This is a genomic window from Pseudomonas sp. S11P7, assembly GCF_023195435.1.
GTDB lineage: Bacteria > Pseudomonadota > Gammaproteobacteria > Pseudomonadales > Pseudomonadaceae > Aquipseudomonas > Aquipseudomonas fluorescens_G.
The window spans coordinates 4,207,493-4,224,044 of the sequence record NZ_JALPKS020000002.1; the positions used below are offsets into that span (position 1 = coordinate 4,207,493).

At 59.1% G+C, this 16,552-nt stretch carries 22 protein-coding genes; 4 read left to right on the plus strand and 18 right to left on the minus strand.

Annotated features, from left to right (window positions below):
• Positions 1 to 168 precede the first annotated feature (168 nt).
• Positions 169 to 867 (plus strand): tRNA (N6-threonylcarbamoyladenosine(37)-N6)-methyltransferase TrmO, encoded by a 699-nt coding sequence (gene tsaA, locus M0746_RS19350; RefSeq protein WP_258450274.1) that lies wholly within the window; start codon positions 169 to 171, stop codon positions 865 to 867.
• 173 nt (positions 868 to 1,040) lie between these two features.
• Here tsaA and fpr read toward each other — a convergent pair whose 3' ends face one another.
• Positions 1,041 to 1,820 (minus strand): ferredoxin-NADP reductase, encoded by a 780-nt coding sequence (gene fpr, locus M0746_RS19355; RefSeq protein ID WP_007908723.1) that lies wholly within the window; start codon positions 1,818 to 1,820, stop codon positions 1,041 to 1,043.
• A gap of 133 nt (positions 1,821 to 1,953) precedes the next feature.
• Here fpr and M0746_RS19360 point away from each other — a divergent pair, with 133 nt between their 5' ends.
• Positions 1,954 to 2,880, plus strand: coding sequence for a LysR family transcriptional regulator (locus M0746_RS19360; RefSeq protein WP_258450275.1), 927 nt, complete (start codon positions 1,954 to 1,956; stop codon positions 2,878 to 2,880).
• Here the strand turns inward: M0746_RS19360 and M0746_RS19365 are convergent.
• The 3 genes from M0746_RS19365 to M0746_RS19375 form a co-directional block, all read right to left on the minus strand.
• Positions 2,877 to 3,239 carry a diacylglycerol kinase gene (locus M0746_RS19365; protein WP_042607041.1) on the minus strand — a complete coding sequence of 121 codons (363 nt, stop codon included), beginning with the start codon at positions 3,237 to 3,239 and terminating at the stop codon, positions 2,877 to 2,879. The two genes, M0746_RS19360 and M0746_RS19365, sit on opposite strands and share 4 nt — an antisense overlap.
• 74 nt (positions 3,240 to 3,313) lie before the next feature.
• On the minus strand, positions 3,314 to 3,964 hold the full coding sequence (gene erdR, locus M0746_RS19370) for a response regulator transcription factor ErdR (RefSeq protein WP_123443004.1): 651 nt from the start codon (positions 3,962 to 3,964) through the stop codon (positions 3,314 to 3,316).
• Between the two features lie 222 nt (positions 3,965 to 4,186).
• Positions 4,187 to 4,933: a tRNA-uridine aminocarboxypropyltransferase gene (locus M0746_RS19375; protein ID WP_208938486.1), complete on the minus strand. Its 747-nt coding sequence runs from the start codon at positions 4,931 to 4,933 to the stop codon at positions 4,187 to 4,189.
• A 189-nt stretch (positions 4,934 to 5,122) separates the two neighbouring features.
• On the opposite strand from M0746_RS19375, the gene M0746_RS19380 reads away from it, so the two are divergent.
• On the plus strand, positions 5,123 to 5,548 hold the full coding sequence (locus M0746_RS19380) for a PA3611 family quorum-sensing-regulated virulence factor (RefSeq protein WP_007908738.1): 426 nt from the start codon (positions 5,123 to 5,125) through the stop codon (positions 5,546 to 5,548).
• Here the strand turns inward: M0746_RS19380 and M0746_RS19385 are convergent, their stop codons facing one another.
• Positions 5,549 to 5,743 carry a hypothetical protein gene (locus M0746_RS19385; RefSeq protein ID WP_208938487.1) on the minus strand — a complete coding sequence of 65 codons (195 nt, stop codon included), beginning with the start codon at positions 5,741 to 5,743 and terminating at the stop codon, positions 5,549 to 5,551.
• A gap of 332 nt (positions 5,744 to 6,075) precedes the next feature.
• Between M0746_RS19385 and M0746_RS19390 the strand changes: the two genes are divergently transcribed.
• On the plus strand, positions 6,076 to 7,194 hold the full coding sequence (locus tag M0746_RS19390; protein ID WP_258450276.1) for an LOG family protein: 1,119 nt from the start codon (positions 6,076 to 6,078) through the stop codon (positions 7,192 to 7,194).
• Positions 7,195 to 7,248: 54 nt separating this feature from the next.
• Here M0746_RS19390 and recX read toward each other — a convergent pair whose 3' ends face one another.
• The 13 genes from recX to M0746_RS19455 all read right to left on the minus strand — a co-directional run bounded on the left by recX (position 7,249) and on the right by M0746_RS19455 (position 16,545).
• Positions 7,249 to 7,719, minus strand: a complete 471-nt coding sequence (gene recX, locus M0746_RS19395) for a recombination regulator RecX (RefSeq protein WP_258450277.1) — start codon at positions 7,717 to 7,719, stop codon at positions 7,249 to 7,251.
• Between the two features lie 8 nt (positions 7,720 to 7,727).
• Positions 7,728 to 8,786, minus strand: coding sequence for a recombinase RecA (recA, locus tag M0746_RS19400; protein WP_090282065.1), 1,059 nt, complete (start codon positions 8,784 to 8,786; stop codon positions 7,728 to 7,730).
• A gap of 83 nt (positions 8,787 to 8,869) precedes the next feature.
• The gene (locus tag M0746_RS19405; RefSeq protein ID WP_258450278.1) at positions 8,870 to 9,370 is read right to left on the minus strand and encodes a CinA family protein; all 501 of its coding nucleotides are present in this window, start codon (positions 9,368 to 9,370) and stop codon (positions 8,870 to 8,872) included.
• A 68-nt stretch (positions 9,371 to 9,438) separates the two neighbouring features.
• Positions 9,439 to 9,957 (minus strand): lysis protein, encoded by a 519-nt coding sequence (locus M0746_RS19410; protein WP_258450279.1) that lies wholly within the window; start codon positions 9,955 to 9,957, stop codon positions 9,439 to 9,441.
• Positions 9,936 to 10,502, minus strand: a complete 567-nt coding sequence (locus M0746_RS19415; RefSeq protein ID WP_258450280.1) for a glycoside hydrolase family 19 protein — start codon at positions 10,500 to 10,502, stop codon at positions 9,936 to 9,938. Before M0746_RS19415 ends, M0746_RS19410 begins: the two co-directional genes overlap by 22 nt.
• 34 nt (positions 10,503 to 10,536) lie before the next feature.
• Positions 10,537 to 10,755 (minus strand): hypothetical protein, encoded by a 219-nt coding sequence (locus M0746_RS19420; RefSeq protein ID WP_258450281.1) that lies wholly within the window; start codon positions 10,753 to 10,755, stop codon positions 10,537 to 10,539.
• Positions 10,756 to 10,763: 8 nt separating this feature from the next.
• On the minus strand, positions 10,764 to 11,966 hold the full coding sequence (locus M0746_RS19425) for a carbohydrate-binding protein CenC (RefSeq protein ID WP_258450282.1): 1,203 nt from the start codon (positions 11,964 to 11,966) through the stop codon (positions 10,764 to 10,766).
• A 10-nt stretch (positions 11,967 to 11,976) separates the two neighbouring features.
• Positions 11,977 to 12,408, minus strand: coding sequence for a phage tail assembly chaperone (locus tag M0746_RS19430; protein WP_258450283.1), 432 nt, complete (start codon positions 12,406 to 12,408; stop codon positions 11,977 to 11,979).
• A 1-nt stretch (position 12,409) separates the two neighbouring features.
• The gene (locus M0746_RS19435) at positions 12,410 to 13,330 is read right to left on the minus strand and encodes a gp53-like domain-containing protein (protein WP_208938496.1); all 921 of its coding nucleotides are present in this window, start codon (positions 13,328 to 13,330) and stop codon (positions 12,410 to 12,412) included.
• A 33-nt stretch (positions 13,331 to 13,363) separates the two neighbouring features.
• Positions 13,364 to 13,831: a phage tail assembly chaperone gene (locus M0746_RS19440; RefSeq protein WP_258450284.1), complete on the minus strand. Its 468-nt coding sequence runs from the start codon at positions 13,829 to 13,831 to the stop codon at positions 13,364 to 13,366.
• On the minus strand, positions 13,831 to 14,754 hold the full coding sequence (locus M0746_RS19445; RefSeq protein WP_208938498.1) for a hypothetical protein: 924 nt from the start codon (positions 14,752 to 14,754) through the stop codon (positions 13,831 to 13,833). Before M0746_RS19445 ends, M0746_RS19440 begins: the two co-directional genes overlap by 1 nt.
• A 127-nt stretch (positions 14,755 to 14,881) precedes the next feature.
• Complete coding sequence (locus M0746_RS19450) at positions 14,882 to 15,397, minus strand: phage tail protein (RefSeq protein ID WP_258450285.1); 516 nt, start codon at positions 15,395 to 15,397, stop codon at positions 14,882 to 14,884.
• Entirely contained in the window at positions 15,394 to 16,545 is a 1,152-nt protein-coding gene (locus tag M0746_RS19455; RefSeq protein ID WP_208938500.1) for a phage tail protein, read from the minus strand. The genes M0746_RS19450 and M0746_RS19455 overlap by 4 nt, the downstream gene beginning before the upstream one ends.
• Between the last annotated feature and the right edge of the window lie 7 nt (positions 16,546 to 16,552).

Genomic DNA, 16,552 nt, shown 5'->3' on the forward strand with positions numbered 1-16,552 from the left:
CTATCGCGAGCAGGCTCACTCCTACAGGTCATGGATGTACACAAAATTTGCGTTCACTGAAAACTCCTGTAGGAGTGAGCCTGCTCCCGATAGCGCAAGCCCAGCCACCACCAGACTTGAAGCCTGCCGGGTTATCATGCCCACCCTGCCCCGCTTCGATTGCAAACCATGACTTACAGCGTCTCCCCCATCGGCTTCGTGCGCTCCTGCTTCAAGGAGAAGTTCGCCATCCCCCGCCAGCCACAGCTGGCCCCCGCCGCCCGTGGCGTGCTAGAGCTGGTGGCGCCGTTCGATCAGGGCGATGCCGTGCAGGGTCTGGAGCAAGTCAGCCACGTCTGGCTGCTGTTCCTGTTTCATCAAGCGCTGGAAGACAAACCGCGGCTGAAAGTCCGTCCGCCACGGCTGGGCGGCAACAAGTCCATGGGCGTGTTCGCCACCCGCGCGACGCATCGACCGAACGGCATTGGCCAATCGGTGGTGAAACTCGACAAAGTTGAAGCTGATCGGTTGTTCATTTCCGGCATCGATCTGCTCGATGGCACCCCGGTGCTCGACATCAAACCGTATGTGCCTTACGCCGATATCATTCCGGGCGCCGCCAACAGTATCGCCAGCGCCGCGCCGCATCTGATTGACGTGCAGTGGACCGATTCAGCCCTACAACAGGCGCATACCCATGCGCAGCGCCTCGGCGAGCCGTTGGTTGAGCTGATCGAGCAATGCCTGGCGCAGGATCCGCGCCCGGCCTATCAGACACCGGCGCCAGAGCGTGAATACGGTGCGCAGTTCTGGGATCTGGATGTGCGCTGGCATTATCCAAAGCCTGAGCGGATTTGCGTGCTGGAAGTGATCCCGGCCTCAGCGTAAACCCCGAAAACGAAAAAGCCCGCGCTGCCTTCTCAGGCAACGCGGGCTTTTACTGTCACACCCAAAAACCAACTGTGGGAGCGAGCCTGCTCGCGAAGGCGTCGTGTCATGCAACATCAACATTGATGACGGACCGCATTCGCGAGCAGGCTCGCTCCCACAGGTATCGCAGGTTATTTTTCGACGAACGCGCGCTCGATCAGGTAATCACCCGGCTCGCGCATCCGCGCCGAGATCTTCAGGCCGAAGCTGTCGAGCACTTCGCTGGTCTCGTCGAGCATGCTCGGGCTGCCGCAGATCATCGCGCGGTCGTCCTGCGGGTTGATCGGTGGCAGGCCGATATCGCTGAACAGTTTGCCGCTGCGCATCAAGTCAGTCAGACGGCCCTGATTCTCGAACGGCTCACGGGTTACGGTCGGGTAGTAGATCAGCTTGTCACGCAGCGCTTCGCCGAAGAACTCGTTCTGCGGCAGGTGCTCGGTGATGAATTCGCGGTAGGCGACTTCGTTGACATAACGCACGCCGTGAACCAGGATCACTTTCTCGAATCGCTCGTAGGTTTCCGGGTCCTGAATCACGCTCATGAACGGCGCCAGACCAGTACCGGTGCTGAGCAGGTACAAGTGCTTGCCCGGGTTCAGGTCGTCAAGAACCAGCGTGCCGGTAGGCTTTTTCGAGATGATGATCTCGTCGCCTTCCTTCAGGTGCTGCAGCTGGGAGGTCAGCGGACCGTCCTGCACCTTGATGCTGAAGAATTCCAGATGCTCTTCCCAGTTCGGGCTGGCGATCGAGTAAGCGCGCATAAGCGGGCGGCCGTTGGGCTGCTGCAGGCCGATCATCACGAACTGACCGTTCTCGAAGCGCAGACCCGGATCGCGGGTGCACTTGAAGCTGAACAGAGTGTCGTTCCAGTGATGAACACTGAGGACACGCTCGTGGTTCATGTTGCTCATGTACGTTTGACTCCTGGAGATTGGGTCTGCGCAGGCCCACCAAGGCCATAGCGCGCAATTGCATCGCATTCTAATAGCGACGACAATATCTGTTAACTGGATTATCAAGATAAGGGTTATCGGTTATATCGATATGCGATTTACTCTCCGTCAACTGCAAGTCTTCGTCGCCGTCGCCCAGCAGGAAAGCGTATCCCGTGCTGCGGGTCTGCTCAACCTCTCGCAATCGGCGGCCAGCACGTCGATTACCGAACTCGAGCGCCAGTCCAGCTGCCAGCTGTTTGACCGCGCCGGCAAACGGCTGAGCCTCAACGCCTTGGGCAAACAGCTATTGCCGCAAGCAGTGGCCCTGCTCGATCAGGCCAAGGAAATCGAAGACCTGCTCAATGGCAAATCCGGTTTCGGCTCTCTATCAGTGGGGGCAACGCTGACCATTGGCAACTACCTGGCCACCCTGCTGATCGGCAGTTTCATGCAGCGCCACCCGGAAAGCCAGGTGAAGCTGCATGTGCAGAACACCGCCAATATCGTGCAACAAGTCGCGCACTATGAAATTGATCTGGGTCTGATTGAAGGCGATTGCAGCCACCCGGACATCGAAGTGCAAAGCTGGGTCGAGGATGAGCTGGTGGTCTTCTGCGCGCCGCAGCATCCGCTGGCTCAACGCCGCAGTGCGAGCATGGAGGAACTGACCCACGAGGCGTGGATTCTGCGGGAACAGGGTTCCGGCACGCGCCTGACCTTCGATCAAGCCATGCGCCACCACCGTAGTGCGCTGAATATCCGTCTGGAGCTGGAACACACCGAAGCGATCAAACGCGCGGTGGAATCAGGGCTGGGGATTGGCTGCATTTCACGCCTGGCGCTGCGTGATGCGTTTCGCCGCGGCAGCCTGGTGCCGGTGGAGACGCCGGACCTGGACCTGGCCCGGCAGTTTTACTTCATCTGGCACAAGCAGAAATACCAGACCTCGGCGATGCGCGAGTTTCTCGAACTGTGCCGCGCATTCACCGCTGGAGTGCAGCGCAGCGACGAGATCGTTTTGCCGACCATCGCTTAAAGCAGAATTACCGCCCACACCAGCGCAATCATGCTCAAGGCCACGAACTGCGCGGCGCTGCCCATGTCCTTGGCGTTTTTTGACAGCGGATGCAATTCCAGCGAAATACGATCAATGGCCGCTTCTACGGCCGAGTTCAACAGCTCGACGATCAGCGCCAGCAGGCACACAGCGATCAATACCGCTTGTTCGACCCGGCTGACGTTGAGAAAGAACGTCAGCGGAATCAGCACGACATTGAGCAGCACCAATTGGCGAAACGCCGCTTCGCCAGTGAACGCCGCGCGCAGGCCATCGAGCGAATAACCGGAGGCGTTGAGGATACGTTTCAGGCCGGTCTGGCCCTTGAAAGGTGACATATGGAAGAGACCAACCAAAAAGGAGTGGGGAAGCTAGATCAACGAAAGTCAAAAAAGCGTGAAACCGCCAGCCATCACTGGCTAGGAATTGACTCAAGTTGTTGCAGCAGTAAAGCCGCTTGCGTGCGGGTGCGCACATTCAATTTGCGAAAGATCGCCGTGACGTGGGCCTTGATGGTCGCTTCCGACACACTCAGCTCATAGGCAATCTGCTTGTTCAGCAGGCCTTCGCAGACCATGGTCAATACGCGGAACTGTTGCGGCGTCAGGCTGGCGAGGCCATCACTGGCGGCCTTGGCTTCGTCGGAAACGCTGACTGCCTCGAACGCTTGCGGCGGCCAGAACACGTCGCCATCGAGGACTTTGCGCACAGCTTGCTGAATCACGCTCAGATCGCTGGACTTGGGAATGAAGCCACTGGCGCCGAACTCGCGGGATTTGACCATCACCGAAGCTTCTTCCTGCGCCGAAACCATCACCACCGGAATCTGTGGATATTGCCCGCGCAACAGGACCAATCCGGAAAAACCGTAGGCGCCAGGCATGTTCAGGTCCAGCAGGACCAGATCCCAGTCAGCCTTTTCGGTCAGGCGCGCTTCCAGTTCGGCGATGCTCGCCACTTCCACCAGCCGCACATCCGGGCCGAGGCCCAGCGTCACCGCTTGATGCAGGGCACTGCGAAACAGCGGGTGATCATCGGCAATCAGGATGTCGTATGTGGCCATTTTTCAAATGATCCTGTTTTTGATGGCCGGCCGGTGCATTCCGGTCAGACCAAAGCAACTCGAGATGCCGCTCGCAAGCGATATCCACAGGGGCACGTTCAACGCCAATCAACAGCAAACACGGCGTTTCAAACCTTGGCCGCACCCAGAACGGCGCCAAGCATGCCCAGCGAAGCCGGGGTGGTCAAGCAGCGCGGCCGCTGGCTCGTACAGTATGGGCCACTATTGCGCCAACTCCGCCTGCGGCTTTGGTATATAGCGCTGCAACTCGGCATGGGCCGGTGTCGACTCGTTCTTGTCCAGTTGCTGTTTGGCGCCGAGGTAATGCTGGCTGAACACGTCGAAATACGCGTCCAGCGCCGAAGCGGCATCCGCATCACCGGCCAGTTCCAGGCACAGCGCTGCCACTTCCGCGGTGCACAGATGCTCGCTGCGGGTCGAGCGGCGCAAGCGGTAACGCGACAGTTTGTCGGGCAACAGGCTCAAGATCGGCAGTCGATCGAAATACGGACTCTTGCGGAAAATCTTCCGCGCTTCGGTCCAGGTCGCATCCAGCAGAATGAACAGCGGACGCTTGCTGCTATCGGCGGCGACGGTGTTGCTCACCCGCGACGGCTCGACGTATTCACCCGGGAACACCAGATACGGCTGCCACTGCGGGTCGTTGAGCAGCGCCAGCAATTGCGGGTCTGGCTCGGTGCGCGACCAGATGAACGCATGGTTGTCGCGCACCACATCGGCAATCAGCCAACCGGTGTTGCTCGGCTTGAACACCTCTTTGCCAGTCATGATCAGGCACACCGCCGAACGCGTCTCAACGCTCGGCCGCCAGGCGCACAGGCAATGGCTGATGATCACCCGGCAGTCGCGGCAACGCTCGGAGCGAAAGCCCCGGGCCTGAATCGGCTTGATGCCTTCATCTTCACGCTGGTCGCGCAAGCGGGCTACAGCGTTAGGGGCGTGATTCATCGCAGGCAACGCCGGCAGGCAGGGAAACTCGACACGAACAACACTCGGCAGGGCAATAAAGGCCGGCAGTTTACCAGAGCGCGCGGCACAAGCCTGTACCCTCCCGACCGGCTCCCCTATAATTCGCCGCCACTGAACGCACAGTCACGTGACGGGTCGAACCACCAGTCACTGAACCAGGAGAGTTTCATGCTGCGCCTTATCGTTCCCACCGCTGCCATTCTGCTGGCGTCGTCCTTCACCGCTCAGGCGGCGTCCCTGAGTGAGCAGAATCTGAACAGAGAGCTGCGCAATGTCGCCGCCCAGAGCAGCGTCGGCACGCCTCGGGCAATCAATGAAGACATTCTCGATCAGGGCTACACCGTCGAAGGCACTCAGTTGATCAACCACCTGAGCGTACAAAAGAGCCACGCCGACAAGATGCGTGCTGACCCCAAAGCCGTGTACTTCCAGTTGGGCGCCTCGGTGTGCAACAACCCGTCGTACCGCAAGTTGATGGCCAAGGGCGCGATCATGCGTTACGACTTCACGGAAGTTAAAACCAACAAGGCGATCGGCTCCGCGAGCTATCAGGAATCCGACTGCCCGAAAGCCGCCCCGGCGAAGAAGAAGTAATCACCGCGAATTGGCGCGCCGCTGTTCATCCTCGGCGCGCAGTTCGGCCAGCAAGGCCTGCAGATACCGGGATCGGCGCTCGCCGCCAGCCAGACGTCGGCAACACTCCTCTTCGAGACTGATCTGACTGGTCTCGGCCGCTGCCAGTAACATTCGATACAATTGCGTATCGATTTCCAGAATTACTCTGGCCATGTGTCCCGCCTCCTTGCCACCCGCAAATCCTTTAATAGCCTGTCACTTGCGCACCTGATCGCCGCGAAGTTGTCGCATAACGCCTGTAAATCAGTTAATCAGAGAGCTGACTGCCCGGTAGGCGTTCGGACGAGCGGTAACGTTTCTCGCTGAGCCATTCTCGGTTGCTTACAAAAGAAGTCACAGCGTAATGCTGCGCGAAGGTCTAGATTCAGAGTATTCCCGATCATCTGTTGACGGCAGCCAAGGAACTGCCCAGAGGTGTGTTTTTGCAGCGCGGCACTGACGCCGCTCGTCAGGGCCAACCGCTCTGTGCACAAAGGAGACATTGAATGCCTTACCAACCGAATGACCACTTGAGTCGTCATTTTCAGGAAAGCGGCCCCGACCTCATCAGCAAGGTCGAAGAACAACTCAACCGCGTTTCCCCCAACAGCCCGAACATCCCGATCTACCGCGACATGATCCTGACCGTGCTGCGCATGGCCCAGGAAGACCACAACCGCTGGAACGCCAAAATCACCCTGCAGGCCCTGCGCGAACTGGAACAGGCCTTTCGCGTACTCGAACAATTCAAGGGGCGGCGCAAGGTCACGGTATTCGGCTCGGCGCGCACGCCACTTGAACATCCTTTGTATGCCATGGCCCGTGAGCTGGGCGCCGCACTGGCACGGTCTGAAATGATGGTCATCACCGGTGCCGGGGGCGGCATCATGGCGGCCGCCCACGAAGGGGCCGGTCGCGATCACAGCCTCGGTTTCAACATCACCCTGCCCTTCGAGCAGCACGCCAACCCGACCGTGGACGGCACTGGCAACCTGTTGCCTTTCCACTTCTTCTTTACCCGCAAGTTGTTCTTCGTCAAAGAAGCTGATGCGCTGGTTCTATGCCCGGGCGGTTTCGGCACGCTGGATGAAGCACTGGAAGTGCTGACGCTGATTCAGACTGGCAAAAGCCCTTTGGTGCCGGTGGTGCTGCTCGATACGCCGGGCGGTACATTCTGGCAGGGTGCGATGGATTTCATTCGCCAGCAACTGGAGGCCAACCGTTACATCCTGCCGACCGACCTGAAACTCATGCGACTGGTCTATAGCGTTGAAGAGGCAGTGGAGCAGATCAATCAGTTCTACAGCAACTTCCACTCCAGTCGCTGGCTCAAACGTCAGTTCGTGATCCGCATGAATCACAAACTCAGCGATCAAGCGCTGGAACACATGCAGGAAGCCTTTGCCGATCTGTGCCTGAGCGACCGGTTTCACCAACACGCCTATGCCGGCGAAGAGCACGATGACGCCCAATTCAGCCATCTGGCGCGGCTGGCGTTCGCCTTTAACGCTCGCACCCACGGGCGTCTGAGGGAGTTGATTGACTATATCAACCTGCCGGAAAATTGGGCTCATTCTCAACCACAAGCCGCTCAGCGCAACCGGGAACCCTCTAAGGCAATTTGAGAGCAAAAAAACGGCCCGCTATTTTCATAGCGGGCCGTTTTTTATTGAATCGTTCTAGTCATCCATGCCGCGACCGCTGAACAAGCGGTTGATCGTTTCCATCGAGAAGCCCCGATACGCTAGGAACCGGCCTTGTTTGGCCCGCTCTTTCGCATCAATCGGTAGATGTCCTGAGAACTTGCGCCGCCAAGTTTCCTGAAGTTGCTCCTGCCAGTTGATACCGCTTTCGCGCAGGGCGAGCTCGATATCGGCACGCTGCAGACCACGCTGGCTCAGCTCCTCACGAATCCGCAGAGGGCCATAGCCAGAACGGGCACGGTACGAAACAAAACTTTCGAGGTAACGGGCTTCGGAAAGCAGTCCCTCTTCCGTCAAGCGGTCGAGGGCTGTTTCGATCATCTCCGCTTCAGCGCCGCGCTGGCGCAACTTGCGCGTCAGCTCGACTCGACCATGCTCGCGGCGTGCGAGCAGGTCCATGGCGGTTCGTCGCACTGCGACGAGTGTATCGAGTACGACGGTGGTCATCGCTGCGATCAGATATCAGCGTCAGCCAGATCGTCTTCGGTTTCCTTGACAGCGGAAGCCTTGGAATCAGCAATCACTGCTGGCGACAGCAGCTTGTCACGCAGTTGCTTCTCGAGCTTCGCGGCGATTTCCGGATTGTCCGCCAGGAACTTGGCCGAGTTGGCCTTGCCCTGACCGATCTTGGTGCCTTCGTAGGCATACCAGGCGCCGGATTTTTCAACGAAACCGTGCAATACGCCCAGATCGATCATCTCGCCGTTGAGGTAGATGCCCTTGCCGTAAAGAATCTGGAACTCGGCCTGACGGAACGGCGAAGCGACCTTGTTCTTCACAACCTTGACGCGGGTTTCGCTGCCGACCACTTCGTCGCCTTCCTTCACCGCGCCGGTACGGCGGATGTCGAGACGAACAGAGGCGTAGAACTTCAGCGCGTTACCACCGGTGGTGGTTTCCGGGCTACCGAACATCACGCCGATCTTCATGCGGATCTGGTTGATGAAGATCACCAGGCAGTTGGCGTTCTTGATGTTACCGGTGATCTTACGCAGCGCCTGGGACATCAGACGGGCTTGCAGGCCCACGTGCATGTCACCCATTTCGCCTTCGATTTCAGCCTTCGGCACCAGTGCAGCCACGGAGTCGACGATGATCACGTCAACGGCGTTGGAGCGCACCAGCATGTCGGTGATTTCCAGTGCCTGCTCGCCGGTGTCCGGCTGGGAGACCAGCAGGTCATCGACGTTGACGCCCAGTTTGCCAGCGTACTCGGGATCGAGGGCGTGTTCGGCGTCGACGAATGCGCAGGTCGCGCCGGCTTTTTGCGCCTGGGCGATCACCGACAGCGTCAGCGTGGTTTTACCGGAAGATTCAGGACCGTAGATTTCAACGATACGACCCTTTGGCAGGCCGCCGATGCCGAGTGCAATGTCCAGACCCAGAGAGCCAGTGGAGATGGCCGGAATCGCCTGACGGTCCTGATCGCCCATACGCATTACGGCACCCTTGCCGAATTGACGTTCGATCTGACCCAGGGCCGCAGCCAAGGCTTTCTTCTTGTTGTCGTCCATTAAAGTCCTCACGTAATCAATAAGGCCTGACGGCCAACACCTGTATAAGTAGCCAGTATTATTCCACAGCGTTCGAAGATCGCCTACCCCTGATTTTCGATTTCTCGTGCCGCTAGTCGCAACAGCCCCTCTAGCGCGGCCCTCACCGTTTGTCGGCGGACCTCGTCACGGTTGCCGGCGAAGTGCTTAACCTCGCTGGAAACCGCATCGCCCACTGCCCATGCCAGCCACACCGTGCCGACCGGTTTGTTCGGCGAGCCGCCGTCCGGCCCGGCCACGCCGCTGACCGCCACGGCAAAACGCGCCAGGCTTTGGTCCTGCGCGCCACGCACCATCGCCTCGACCACCTCGCGACTGACCGCGCCCACCGTCTCGAACAGCTCGGCCGGCACATTCAGTTGCTGGGTCTTCTGCCGGTTGGAATAGGTCACGTAACCGGCTTCAAACCACGCCGAACTCCCCGGAATCCGGGTAATCGCTTCGGCGATACCGCCACCGGTACAGGACTCGGCGGTGGTCACATGAGCGTTGAGCACTTGCAGACGTCGGCCAAGTTCGGCGGCCAGTTGGGTGATCTCTTTCACGGCGCACTCCGGATCGTGTGGAATGCGTACCACCGTACACGAGCCGGTTGCTCTTTCAATACACACAATCATTCAAAATGTGCAGGCGCCAGCGCTCTGACATACGCCTGACAGGCCTGCAACGCAATCAGTCCGCGGTCGCCGCTGTCGGTGATGGCGACAATTCGTTGAGCATGCGCCGGGTCAAGTCGGGCGCGTACGGTTGCATGATCCACGCCGCCGGCGCCGGTGGTGGCTGGCAGGTTGCAGCCTTGGGCAACGTCGCCGGCGTCGAGAAGGACTGACAGGCGCACATCAGCAGTAGCAAGACGATCGCGCAGGCGATCCTGATCACGTTGGGCATCGCTCAGCGCTCGAAAATGGGTTTGTTCACTGGCGGCGAGCCGCTGCTCAAGCGCCAGGCGTTTATCCTGCTCGGCCTGTTGTGCAGTAGCGGCGGCTAGGTTCTGTTGATTGACGGATTCAGCGTTTAACCGCAACTGATCGGCCAGCTGCCGCCCGTAGCGCCAGTCCTGAATTTGCCAGGCTGCCGCAAAAGCAGCGGCAGCCAGCAAAACAACGCCGATCATTCGGCCGGGGATTGGCATAGTACCGCCCTCGCGCGCGCCCAGATGTCCAGGCGATCCTGCAGGCCGTTCAACCCGCCGTTGATGCGTCGGGTAATGATGTTGAACTGATCACGATCAGCCAGCTCATTCAGGCCCTTCTGCTCCCAGAACCATGCCGCGGATTCGGCTGCCCATTGCGGCTGCTCAAGCAGTTCGGGCAGGGATAACAGACGTTCATCGCCGAACAGGCCAAGACTGCACTGGCGGTAATTCGAACGGCCAGTAATCTGGATCAACCCGCGCCCTCGGTATTTTTGCCCGTCGCCGTCAGCCTCCGGCGTGTTACCCAGGCGCAGCGCTAACGTGCCGGTGTCGTACTTGCTCAGGTATTGGTTGTTGCCCAGTTCGCGTACGTAACGCAGTTGCCCCGACTCATGGCCGACTTGCGCGAGAAACGCCGCGACACGTTTGGGCGAGTCGATATGACGGCGAGCCATCGCGCTGTTGAGTGCAGAAACAAAAACGCCCGCTTGGGAGCGGGCGTTGGGCATGATGTCGATAAGGTTGTTTTCGGTTATTTGCATGATGCTTGGTCCTCCCTAGATTGCCCCGATTGAATCATGGCTGGCGGTTGCTGCGTGCCAGCCATTTATTTGCCAGAGTTTTCAGAGGGCTGTTCAATGCAGGGTTGTTTGGCGGTTCATTGGCCGGCAATACTTGGCCGCCCGATAACAGCCACTGCTGATACTCAAGCCAATCGCGATTTGTTGTATCTTGCGGGATATACGCTGCATCGCTCAGCCTAAGTACGCCGCATCCAGTCAATTGATAATTCATGGTTTCTCCTAGAGCTCGGCATCAGCTGTCCATTCGATTTGCAGTATCTGTCCGGGAACACTGTCGACCGGCGTCGTTGTGCCAAAGGCAAAACTGCGCTCGGTCACACTCTGCACGATGGATCCAGTGCATGCTTTTATAAGTGAATAATTCCAGACTTCGCCGCTGGCCTCGCCGGGGCAATACATCGTGACCGTAGGCTGAACGCGCTTCTGAACCAGCATGGTTACCGCCATCCCGGACTGGGGCGACTTCGCGGCAGCGGCCTGGGTGAACGTAGCGATACAGGTACTTGCGCCGTTGTTCGCCCGAATAGGCAAACGGCTGGCAAAAGACTTCTCGAAGTAGCGCTGACATAACATCAGCTCTTCCGCAGGTGGACGGATCTCGAAGGGGGTAGCAACCGGCCCTTCTTCCAGCTGAATTCTTGCCAGGTCAACCGTTTGAATCACATTCAGCGGGAGATCGAAACTCAGCCTCAGACAATCATTGGCACCGAGCATTTTTCCGGCGATCACAGGTACCTGAAAAGTGGCCGTGTACATGGTCCAAGCCGTGGTCAATTGAAAGACCTCGACCGCTTTCATCACCGGCTCCGAGCCACCCGCTCCGAAGTACTGGGTTACGAATACTTTTAACGGCCGCGCCGCATCGGAGCGCGCCCAAAAGGTCACGGTGGCGGTTTTACCGGCCAGTGTTCTGACCGACTCGATATATTGAGAAATTTTGTGTTCAGTGGAACCGACACCGGCTGTTGTCTGCTGCCAACGCAAAAAACAAGCGGGCTCGCCCGACACTTCGGATTGGCCTGGCGCGAAATCCTGCCGAGAAATATTCACCGCAGCATTGCCGTTCCAGTCACAACGGAAACGATCAGCCACGTAGCCGCCGACATTCGGTGCCTGATTTGTTGTCCCGCGCTGCCAGATATCAAATCCGCCATTGATCAGCAGATTCCTGCGGTAAACCTGCACCGGAAACTGTTGCATCGGATCTGGCTTGGACAGTTGCCGAATCGCTTGAGCCAATTGATCTGTCTGCTGTTCGTCCGGGCTCAGCCCCGCTGCGGTAATCGCGCTGAGTATTTCTTGCGTAACGCTGTTGCCCCAACTCGCTGGAATCAGCGAGCCGGGTGTACCGGCGACGGCGTCCTCGTCAACGAACTTGCCGTTGACCAGGCCCGCGCCGGGAACGCTTTTCGGATAATCCACGATTGATTCCTTATAAAATCAGAGCGCCGAGCCAGTCAGGTTCAATCGGGCGCGAATGCGCATCCGGAAACTCAGGCTGATCGGGCCAGTCGCGCAGCGCCTGGCGATAGGCAAGCAGTTGCTTGAACTCCTCGGCGTGCAGGGTTGTGCCCTCGCCGGTCTCCAGTTCTTCGGCATCACGCAAAACCAGCCATTGGGTGCTCTGAAGCACCTGGTTGCGCCAGGCGCGCTCCCGGTTGGCGAGGGCGATTGGAGAGATAAGCGGATCGATCAGCACAGGCTGGCCAGTGGCGCTCGCGCTGATGCGTTTACCGGCTGCCTGCCCGGCAAACAGCTCGGCATATTGCGCCTGGGTAATTTCCACCGCGCCCTCAGGCACTTCGGTCAGCGAACCTTCGACCCGGTCGAAACCGAGGGTCTGAGCGTAAAAGTAAATAGTCATTTCAATATCCCCAGACCAACACGCGACCTGAAATACCCGACGACGGCTTTATTCCGGTCGGGTCGATATTCCTCACGCGCGCGACCACAACCGATGTTGTCGAAGCCCCAACGTCCAATGCCCAAACGGTCGCATTGCTGGCACTCCAGCCAGCCGGATTGGCCTCGTTGGCGATGCCACCCAAAATGGACGAAGGAAACCTGATTGGCAGCGATAGCGTCATATTGCCGTTGGCATCAGAAGCCCCGACCACCCACTGCGTAATCAAACCGCTGGGCAGTCTTTGATAACCCGGCGAATTCATCTGGGCACCGAAGGCAGCTGAATACTTGATGCCGGCGGTGCCATACATCACCCACACCCCCGACTCCCTGACAAAATTCGCGCTCTCACCACTGTTCATCACAATCGACGCCAGATACGCCCCCTGAGGGCTGATCTGCGTGCCTGTTTTACTGGCCACCGTAACCGCCGCACTGTTGCGGCAATGCAAGCTGATGGTGGCGCCACTCGGTACCGCAGCGGCATCCGGAAGCGTCACGGTGTAGGCGGCATTGCCGCCCAGTCCGATCGAGCAGCCGACATCCGCCGCCGTCAATTGCGCAGCACCCGCAATGCCTCGCGCGCTGGCGTAGCTGCCCAGTGCTCGCTGCACGAATTCGGTGGTTGCCACCGACCGACCACTGTCAAACTGCGTAGCGGTGGTGAACAGCGCCGCGCTGCGCAACGCTGCCAACAATTGATTGTTGGATGCCTCGCTGGGTGTCATTCCCGCCGCCTGGACGACATTGAGGATTTCCTGCGTCACACCATTACCCCACGCCGCCGGGATCAGCGAGCCGGGTGTAGCGGCAACTACGTCTTCATCAACGAATTGGCCATTGACCAACCCGACACTGGGCACACTTTTGGGATAGTCCAATGTTCATCTCCTTGATTGAAATTGTGCGACGACTCAATCGATCGAATGAGTCAGCCACTGCGGCACTGCCGGCCGGGAATCCATCGCCGGGAAGCCTGGCGAACCGGGCCAGTCACGCAGCGCCTGGCGGTATTCGAGCAGTTGCAGATATTGCGCGGCCTGGAGGTGGGTGCCGCGTCCCAGCGCCTGCTCGTCACGATGGCGCGTGACCAGCCATTCGGTCGCTGCCAGCGACGCCTGGCGCCAGGCGCGTGCGGATGGCGCTGATTCGGTTTCTGCACTGGTGGACGTCTGCAGGAGCCGCGAATTCTGCGCTGTCAACGTTGGCTCATCTGCGGCCGGAAGCGCGTCGAGCGGCGCGCCGATTTCGATTTGCTGGTCGTCCGGAACCAGAACCATCGACTCGACAAAGGACGGTGCAAACAACTGGTTGATGGCGTAGTTACCGGTGTCGATCCGTTCGACCACCACGCCGTTTTCAACCCGAGCATAAATAGCCATTATTCGTACTCCCAGATTTCGCAGAAAGCGTTGCCGCCGGCGCCGCTCACCACCGAGGCCGTTGCGTTGACCGAGCATGAACCACTGCCACCGGAGCCACGGATACCGGCGCTGCCGTTGGTGTTCGAGCCCGTGAACGGACCGCCTCCGTCAAAGGCACTGGCCGCTCCGCAACCGGAGAGCAAACCCCAATTGGCGTTGCTCATGCCAAATCCGCCCGAAACACCCCGAGCATTGCAAAGATTGCCGCCCGTTACCGTCCCGCCTACGCCACCTTGAATGAAACCGGATGATGTGCCCGTGACGACAATGGCGAGCTTTTGCCCGCCGCCGCCTCCTGAAACGCTCATGTAAGCGCCAAAAGATGCGCCGCCTCCCGACATGCCTGTGCTGTTGCTGACAGCACCACCCGCCCCCAGAGAGACGGGCACCCCGGCGGACATTTGCGCCGTCACGTCATACAGGCTTTCTGCATAGCCACCTGAGCCACCTCCACCACCGAGGATCTGGCTGCCGGCCGGCACCGGCGCGCAACCACCGCCAGATCCACCCGCGCCGACCAATCGCACGCGAATGCGTTTGGCTTTCGGATTCGGCACATACAACGTGATCCCTACCGTCTCGATCTGTCGAACAGCCAACAGCCGTCCCACCGCATCCGTGATGCCGTAGCCACTCAAAGTCGTCGGGGTGTTCTTCAGTCTGGTGAAATCGACCAAGGCACCGATCGCCGTCGCCAGTTGATCGGTTCTGGCTTCATCCGGCGTCAATCCGGCAGCCTTGATCGCGTTGAGAATTTCCTGCGTAACGCTGTTGCCCCACACCGCCGGAATCAACGAACCGGGCGTGCCCGCCACCGGGTTCTCATCGACGAAACGGCCATCGACCAGACCGACGCTGGGGACGCTTTTTGGATAGTCCATGGGTTATTGCTTCTCTGGTAAATGACACATGAACCGCGTCGGGCCGGTCGCCGTGGCGGTCTGTGTGCGAAATAAAAAAAGCCCACGTTGAAGTGGGCTCGGGTGACGACGAACTGAGTCTTGGGGTCTAGCTGGAAATACCGCTGACGAGGTCACGAATCGCCACTAACGCATCATCGGCAGCACTGCGCGCCAGATCGATCTTGCCCTTGCCCGCGTTCGCTCGGATCTGCGCCTTGGCTTTAAGGCGCAAAGTGCGCAGGCCCAACAAGTGGTCGGTGAGTTGATCGGCCTTGGCGAGAATCTGCTCGGCTGCCTGTTTCGCGGTGCGGCCTTTGACGACCCAGGCTGCGACCGACAGCGGAACTTCCTTTTTCGGGTAGCCGGCGTCTTGATAAGCCTGCGCGTCGGCGGCGGCCTGGGCGTATTCCATGGCCTTGAGCGGGTCGCCGGCCAGTGTGGCGCGGGCGCTGTCAGCGGCGGTGTCGATTTTGCTGCAGAGGCTTTCAGCTTCCTGCAGTTCCAGCTCGGCAACTCTGGCCGCATTCAGCTGCCACGTTTCACCGTCCCACTCATGTGCAGGAGAAGGTCGCGCTGCCCGCAAGCCATCTTCGAACTGATGCAGTTCTTGAATGATGATCATCGGATCAACTCCCACGATAAATGGACATTCACCGCGGAGGCAAAATTGATGGCGATGCCATTTGAATAATCAGCCTGCGAAAAACCTTTTATTCCCATACCGAACAACAACTCATCACTGGCGGCGTTCCCTGCGCTATAGGTGTGTTCGGCCTGATAAACCTGCCACAGCGAGCGCAATTCGGAATGATCGAAGCTCGCCGTGAGCGTTGAAACTGTCGTGTCGTTGACGACATTGCTGGTAAAAATCCCCACCGATGCCCCGGCTGTTCCCCAACCATCCCAATTGTTTGCGTAATTAACAGTCGGATTCAGAAAACTGTAGTTACCGCCCAACCATCCCCCTGGGGCAAATGTAACGGCAGTAATACCCGTCGGATGCGGCGTCGGATTGCCCACCACCAGACGCGCGGCCCGGGCATGCGGGTCCAGCGGCAGATACACCACACCATTGCCGTTGACCGTCTGTGTCCACGACAGGCGACCGCGGTTATAGATCGGCCGGACAATCGGTACCGAACCGGGGCCGGTCGTTACCACCCACGCCAGACAGAGATCCAGCGGCGTGGACTGAAAACCACCGCCGGCCGCACCATTGATCGTGCCCTTCAAACCTTCCGGAGCAGCGTCATAAATCGTGCCGCGCTGCATATAGAAGGTCAGCACGCCAGCCACCACTTGCGCGCGCAAAAAGTAACCCGTGTTCGGCGACAGGTCGGCACTGCTCCAGGCTTGTGTCGTAAACGTGCGCAGACGACCCAACTGGCCAGCCAGCACCTCTTGACCCAGGCTGAGCAGGACGCCGGAAAGAATCGATACCCGACCGCCACTGGTGGCAACCGCAGTCGGGGTGATAGGCAGTCGCCCGTCTGTTGTTGCGACTGTAGCGGTTGGCAACGCGCCAATCGGCAATGCCGAATCGAGATTCCAGCCCTTGGCCGCAACGCTCTGAATCGCCTGCAACAACTGATCGTATTTCTTCTCGTCCGGCGTAATCCCTGCGGCATTGATCACGTTGAGAATTTCCAGCGTGACCCCGTTACCCCAATCCGCCGGAATCAACGACCCCGGCGTTCCGGTCAGCGGGTTTTCATCGACAAACTTGCCATTCACCAGACCGGCGCTGGGCACACTGTTCGGATAATCCATCCCTTAT

What these genes read in the sequence shown, in the direction of transcription:
- tsaA (WP_258450274.1), top strand. Translation starts at nt 169, where the DNA reads ATGACTTACAGCGTCTCCCCCATCGGCTTCGTGCGCTCCTGCTTCAAG.
- recX (WP_258450277.1), bottom strand. Translation starts at nt 7,719, where the DNA reads ATGACCACCGTCGTACTCGATACACTCGTCGCAGTGCGACGAACCGCC.
- M0746_RS19415 (WP_258450280.1), bottom strand. Translation starts at nt 10,502, where the DNA reads ATGCAAATAACCGAAAACAACCTTATCGACATCATGCCCAACGCCCGC.
- M0746_RS19375 (WP_208938486.1), bottom strand. Translation starts at nt 4,933, where the DNA reads ATGAATCACGCCCCTAACGCTGTAGCCCGCTTGCGCGACCAGCGTGAA.
- M0746_RS19410 (WP_258450279.1), bottom strand. Translation starts at nt 9,957, where the DNA reads ATGCCAATCCCCGGCCGAATGATCGGCGTTGTTTTGCTGGCTGCCGCT.
- M0746_RS19440 (WP_258450284.1), bottom strand. Translation starts at nt 13,831, where the DNA reads ATGGCTATTTATGCTCGGGTTGAAAACGGCGTGGTGGTCGAACGGATC.
- M0746_RS19445 (WP_208938498.1), bottom strand. Translation starts at nt 14,754, where the DNA reads ATGGACTATCCAAAAAGCGTCCCCAGCGTCGGTCTGGTCGATGGCCGT.
- M0746_RS19450 (WP_258450285.1), bottom strand. Translation starts at nt 15,397, where the DNA reads ATGATCATCATTCAAGAACTGCATCAGTTCGAAGATGGCTTGCGGGCA.
- M0746_RS19385 (WP_208938487.1), bottom strand. Translation starts at nt 5,743, where the DNA reads ATGGCCAGAGTAATTCTGGAAATCGATACGCAATTGTATCGAATGTTA.
- recA (WP_090282065.1), bottom strand. Translation starts at nt 8,786, where the DNA reads ATGGACGACAACAAGAAGAAAGCCTTGGCTGCGGCCCTGGGTCAGATC.
- M0746_RS19360 (WP_258450275.1), top strand. Translation starts at nt 1,954, where the DNA reads ATGCGATTTACTCTCCGTCAACTGCAAGTCTTCGTCGCCGTCGCCCAG.
- M0746_RS19380 (WP_007908738.1), top strand. Translation starts at nt 5,123, where the DNA reads ATGCTGCGCCTTATCGTTCCCACCGCTGCCATTCTGCTGGCGTCGTCC.
- erdR (WP_123443004.1), bottom strand. Translation starts at nt 3,964, where the DNA reads ATGGCCACATACGACATCCTGATTGCCGATGATCACCCGCTGTTTCGC.
- M0746_RS19420 (WP_258450281.1), bottom strand. Translation starts at nt 10,755, where the DNA reads ATGAATTATCAATTGACTGGATGCGGCGTACTTAGGCTGAGCGATGCA.
- M0746_RS19390 (WP_258450276.1), top strand. Translation starts at nt 6,076, where the DNA reads ATGCCTTACCAACCGAATGACCACTTGAGTCGTCATTTTCAGGAAAGC.
- M0746_RS19455 (WP_208938500.1), bottom strand. Translation starts at nt 16,545, where the DNA reads ATGGATTATCCGAACAGTGTGCCCAGCGCCGGTCTGGTGAATGGCAAG.
- M0746_RS19430 (WP_258450283.1), bottom strand. Translation starts at nt 12,408, where the DNA reads ATGACTATTTACTTTTACGCTCAGACCCTCGGTTTCGACCGGGTCGAA.
- fpr (WP_007908723.1), bottom strand. Translation starts at nt 1,820, where the DNA reads ATGAGCAACATGAACCACGAGCGTGTCCTCAGTGTTCATCACTGGAAC.
- M0746_RS19365 (WP_042607041.1), bottom strand. Translation starts at nt 3,239, where the DNA reads ATGTCACCTTTCAAGGGCCAGACCGGCCTGAAACGTATCCTCAACGCC.